The sequence below is a fragment of the Streptomyces sp. NPDC054796 genome (genome assembly GCF_053611545.1).
The window spans coordinates 1-2,145 of record NZ_JBSHAO010000148.1 but is presented as its reverse complement, the minus strand read 5'-3'; the positions used below and the strand labels follow the sequence as shown (position 1 = coordinate 2,145).

Below are 2,145 nucleotides of genomic sequence, written 5' to 3'. Positions count from 1 at the left end.
GCATCAACGAGAGTCGTTTGCCGCGTTGGTGGGTGCCACGAACACGTACATGGCGCAGATCGAGTGGGGCGCATGCCTGCAGGAGGCGCGCAGTCAGATGGGGATCGGAGCCTTCTACGACGAGAGCCGGGAGCCGGAAGTCCGTCGTCGGTCGGCCCGGGTCCGTGCCGCCATCTCCACCGATCCGGTACGGGCTGCCGCTTCCGTCGTCCTTCTCGAAGGGCCCGAGCACGTCGCCGAACTCGCGGACATGATTGCCAATCGCGCTGATCAAGTGCGGAGCGAGGCCCGCCACTCCGATGGCCCCGGAGGCGTACTCGAAGCCCTGATGGAAGGGCGCACTCCCGAGGTCCCCGCCCAGTATCGCCTGATCCAGGCGATTGACGCTTTCATCGACGCTGCACGCACTCACCTCAATGGAGATAGCCCCGCCTCACGAGGCGGAGCCTCGCGAACGGGGACAACTGCCCCGCAGCGCTCCACGTGACACCGGTCGGGCGCCGTCGGTTCGGAGGTGTCGGTGGGGGAGGATTACGACGGCGGTCGACCCCACTATGCCAAGTCCGTTCGTCGTCGGCATGCTTCAGAACAGGCCTTCCTGTGGCTGAGCACTCTCCGTCCGTTGCACGGGCCGGATGTTCACGCCTGCCGCGCGTGCCCAGCTGCGCAGGTGCTTTCCCACAACGTCTGCGGTACTGGGGGCCCAGCTGGCGTCCAACGCTGCCCGGACGGCCTGGCCCACTTGCTGGGGGCGTGCACGGGGATCGGCCTCGAGGACGGCGAGGCCTTCGCGGACTCCTGGGACGGTGAGCATGAGCCGTCTGAGTTCGCCGGGCACCACAGCGCCGTCGACCACAAGTCCGTCATGGCGCATGTGGTAGGAGCCGCTGGTTTCCGTCAGCGCGCCGATGATCAGCAACGGTGCTGCTGTGCGTCGCTCCGCCTCGCGCACAGCGGTATCCCCTGAGGCGATACGAAGCAGCAGCTGCAGGGACGGGCCGGGTGCGTCGTGGGGGAAGCCACCGCGCAGTCTGCGCCGCAAGGGCCCGCCGAGCAGGTTACCCGTCCCCGGGCCTGCCTCGGGTGCTGCATGCCATGTCGTGCCGCGCTGCATTGCGAGGCCAGCGTATTCGAACCACTGCAGGTAGACGCGCGCATAAGCGATCCAGGTGGTCTCGCTGACTTCCACAGCGGGAAAGGCGGAGGGCAGTTCTCGTGCGTAAGCGTTGATCGTGGCGCCGTCCGCGCGGTCCGACAGAGCCAGGAAGGTCGTGAAGGCCCGATGGCGGCGCAGGGATGAGGCGACGCGGCGTCTGAGTTCGTCTTCCCGGTCGTCAGCGTGCCAGATGTCCGGCAACAGGCGAACCCGGTTGGGTTCGTAGGCGGTCGCACCGAGCAGGCGCAGTTCCCGGCTGAGGTTGAAGACGACTTTCTCGCTGGTGTTCATGCGCTGGGCGAGGTCGCGCACGTGACTGTCGCCGTCGTCGGCCACCACCTGCTGTAGCAGGCGGGCAACGGAGCTTGGTCCCATGCGCAGGATGTAGGAGTCCTCGACCGGAATGCGTCCAGTGGTGAGGTAGTCGCGGAAGATGTCCCAGTAGATGTCCAGGCTTTCGCCGACCTGGACGACCAGGCGACGGTCCAGGAGCGAGGTCACGATCGGGCCAGTGACGCGTTCCATGACCTCGCCGATGGGAAGCGGTGCATAGCGGGCGATATAGCGGATGGCTTCGTGTTCGGCCGGGCTGAGTTCGGCCAGGTCGGCGTCGAAAAGGTTCTGGGCGTTGAGAGCCTCGCTCGCGAGTTCCTCCTGTGTCACTCCCTCTTTCACCTCACGCAGCAGGTGGCCGGCGAGCTTCTTGAACAGCCATGGCAGTCCCTGGCTGTATTCGCGCAGGCGGGTGCGCAGGTCACGGGCGAGGGGCTCGTCGATGGCTTTTTCCAGGCGGCGCAGCAGGGTGCTGATCTCGCTGGCGCCCAGCGGGCCGAGTTTGATGACGGTGGCGTTGGCGCGGATCTGGTCGCGGAGCCGGTAGGGATGGTCTTCTGTCCAGGCGACGAGGTCAGTCTTCCAGGCGAAGCCGATCAGCACGTGGTCGGCCAACTCCCGTGCAGCCAGGGCGAGATCGCGAAATTCCCGGGTGA

The 2,145-nt window shown here is 66.6% G+C and carries 2 protein-coding genes; one reads left to right on the top strand and one right to left on the bottom strand.

The window, feature by feature from the left end; translation table 11 throughout:
* Positions 1-487: hypothetical protein (locus ACWGJ2_RS40260; RefSeq protein WP_453351386.1), on the top strand; the 487-nt coding region annotated here is incomplete at its 5' end.
* Positions 488-583: 96 nt separating this feature from the next.
* Here the strand turns inward: ACWGJ2_RS40260 and ACWGJ2_RS40255 are convergent.
* Positions 584-2,145, bottom strand: a 1,562-nt coding sequence (locus tag ACWGJ2_RS40255) for a hypothetical protein (protein WP_453351385.1), incomplete at its 5' end; no start/stop codon positions are given.